Consider the following 2,939-nt stretch of genomic DNA (forward strand, 5'->3'; position numbering starts at 1 on the left):
CTGGCCTGAATAATTCAGGGTAATCACCTGATGCGGACGGGGTCGCCTGTCCGCAGTTTTACTGAGCGTCCGCCGGGGCGGGCGCTCAGTAAAGCAAACCACAAACTGCCTGCCTGACCCAGTGCGCTCCGGGTTCCTGTCCAGCGGGAAACAGCGACGGGCGGTAGCGTGTCCGGAACTGATAAAGAGAGAATCTCATGGAAAATCCAGCCATCCTGTTACGCCGACTTAACCCTTACTGCGCCCGCGCGATGGAAGGCGCGGCCTCCCTGTGCCAGACCCGCGCCCATGCGTCCATCCTGCCAGAGCACTGGCTGCTGAAGCTGCTGGAGCAGGGAGAGGGCGACCTGACGGTACTGGCCCGCCGCTACGAGTGGGACATGGACGCGATATGGCAGGCGCTGCTGGGCTTTATGGACCGGCTGCCGCGTTCGGTACGCGAGCGGCCGCAGCTGTCGGAGCCGCTGCAGGCGCTGCTGCAGGCGGCCTGGCTGCGGGCCTCGCTGGCGGGTGAGACGCATATCCGCAGCGTACATCTGCTGATGGCGCTGGCGGAAAGCCCGAAGCTGGTGCGCTGTGACGGCCTGTGGCCGCTGCTGACCCTGGGGCTGAGCCAGCTGGAGCGGCTGCGCCCGCTGCTGGACGCGCAGTCGGACGAGCGCCCGGAGGTGCAGCAGGAGGCGGAGCTGGCGCAGGGCGACGGCGGAGAGACGGCAAACGAAGGTACTGCGGTGACGGAGGGCGGACTGGCACCCGGCCTGCAGGGCGCGCTGGACCGGTTCACGCTGGATGTTACCGCCCGGGCGCGGGAGGGGAAAATCGACCCGGTCTTCGGCCGGGATAACGAAATCCGCCAGATGGTGGACATCCTCTCCCGGCGGCGCAAGAACAACCCGATACTGGTAGGGGAGCCGGGGGTCGGTAAGACCGCGCTGGTGGAGGGGCTGGCGCTGCGCATTCAGGAGGGCAACGTGCCGGACAGCCTGAAGCCGGTGTCGGTGCGGACTCTGGATCTCGGCCTGCTGCAGGCGGGCGCGGGAGTGAAGGGCGAGTTTGAACAGCGGCTGAAGAATATCATCGAGGCGGTACAACAGTCGCCGTCGCCGGTGCTGCTGTTTATTGATGAGGCGCATACCATCATCGGGGCGGGGAACCAGGCGGGAGGCGCGGACGCGGCCAACCTGCTGAAGCCGGCGCTGGCGCGCGGTGAGCTGCGCACCATCGCCGCTACCACCTGGAGCGAATACAAGCAGTACTTTGAGCGCGACGCCGCGCTGGAGCGCCGTTTTCAGATGGTAAAGGTTGATGAGCCGGACGACGACACCGCCTGCCTGATGCTGCGGGGGCTGAAGTCGCGCTACGCGCAGCACCACGGAGTGCACATCAGCGATGAGGCGGTGCGGGCGGCGGTGACCCTGTCGCGGCGCTACCTGACGGGGCGGCAACTGCCGGACAAGGCGGTGGACCTGCTGGACACGGCGTCGGCGCGGGTGCGGATGAGCCTTGACACGGTGCCGGAGGCGCTGACCCGCACGGCGGCGGCGCTGACGGCGCTGGAGATGGAGAAGCAGGCGCTGCAGGAGGATATGGCGCTGGGCGGACCGTCGCAGACGGCGCGGCTGGCGGAGATGGCCCAGGAGGAGGCGCGGCTGACGGAGGCGAGGGGGGCGCTGGAGGCGCGCCACGAAGAGGAGCAGGCGCTGGCCCGGGCGCTGCTGGCGAGCCGGGCGGACGCCACCCGGCGGGAAGAGAGCGCGGCGCTGCAGGCGCAGCTGGAGGCGGTGCAGCAGGGCAGCCCGCTGCTGACGCCGGACGTTGACGCGCGGACCGTTGCCACGGTTATCGCCGACTGGACCGGAGTACCGCTCTCCTCGCTGATGAAGGACGAACAGACGGAGCTGCTGGCGCTGGAGCACAGCCTGGGTCGGCGGGTAGTGGGCCAGGGGGCGTCGCTGACGGCCATCGCGCAGCGGCTGCGGGCGTCGAAGACGGGGCTGTCGCCGGAGAGCGGGCCGCAGGGGGTGTTCCTGCTGGTAGGTCCGAGCGGGACGGGGAAGACCGAAACGGCGCTGGCGCTGGCGGACGAGCTGTACGGCGGAGAGAAAGCGCTTATCACCATCAACCTGTCTGAATATCAGGAGCCGCACACGGTATCGCAGCTGAAGGGCTCCCCGCCGGGCTACGTGGGTTACGGACAGGGGGGGATCCTGACGGAGGCGGTGCGCAGGCGGCCGTACAGCGTGGTGCTGCTTGACGAGGTGGAGAAGGCGCACCGGGACGTGATGAATCTGTTTTATCAGGTCTTTGACCGGGGCTTTATGCGGGACGGCGAGGGGCGGGAAATAGACTTCCGCAACACGGTGATCCTGATGACCTCGAACCTGGGAAGCGACCTGCTGATGGCGCACCTTGAGGAGGAGCCGGAGGCAACGGAGTCGACGCTGCAGGAGCTGCTGCGTCCGGTGCTGCGCGATCACTTCCAGCCGGCGCTGCTGGCGCGTTTCCAGACGGTCATTTACCGTCCGCTGGGCCGGGAGGCGATGCGTGAGATCGTGGCGATGAAGCTGTCGCAGGTGAGCGGGCGGCTGTCGCGGCACTACGGGATGGAGACGGAGATAAGCGAGGCGCTGTACGGCGCGCTGACGGATGCGTGCCTGCTGCCCGATACGGGGGCGCGTAACGTTGACAGCCTGCTGAACCAGCAGATCCTGCCGGTGCTGAGCGGTCAACTGCTGGAATCAATGGCGGCGGGGCGGAGGCCGCGGCGTCTGCAGCTTGACTGGGATGAAGAGACGGGGATCGGGATGAGTTTTGACGAATTAACCAGAGAAGAAGCATGTCCGTAGCGCCATTTCCCATACGGTACAGCCACAGCCACCACCTGCTGGCGGTCAGGGGCTGCGACGCCGCCCTTGACGTGCTGGCCTTTGAAGGAGAGG

At 67.4% G+C, this 2,939-nt stretch carries 1 protein-coding gene; it reads left to right on the plus strand.

All coding sequences use genetic code 11. The features are described 5' to 3' along the window. Nucleotides 1-197: 197 nt before the first annotated feature. On the plus strand, nucleotides 198-2,846 hold the full coding sequence (gene tssH / locus GJV78_RS22470) for a type VI secretion system ATPase TssH (RefSeq protein WP_155110278.1): 2,649 nt from the start codon (nucleotides 198-200) through the stop codon (nucleotides 2,844-2,846). Nucleotides 2,847-2,939 lie beyond the last annotated feature (93 nt).

It is taken from the genome of Intestinirhabdus alba, assembly GCF_009711095.1.
Taxonomy (GTDB): Bacteria; Pseudomonadota; Gammaproteobacteria; order Enterobacterales; family Enterobacteriaceae; genus Intestinirhabdus; species Intestinirhabdus alba.

What these genes read in the sequence shown, in the direction of transcription:
- tssH (WP_155110278.1), top strand. Translation starts at nt 198, where the DNA reads ATGGAAAATCCAGCCATCCTGTTACGCCGACTTAACCCTTACTGCGCC.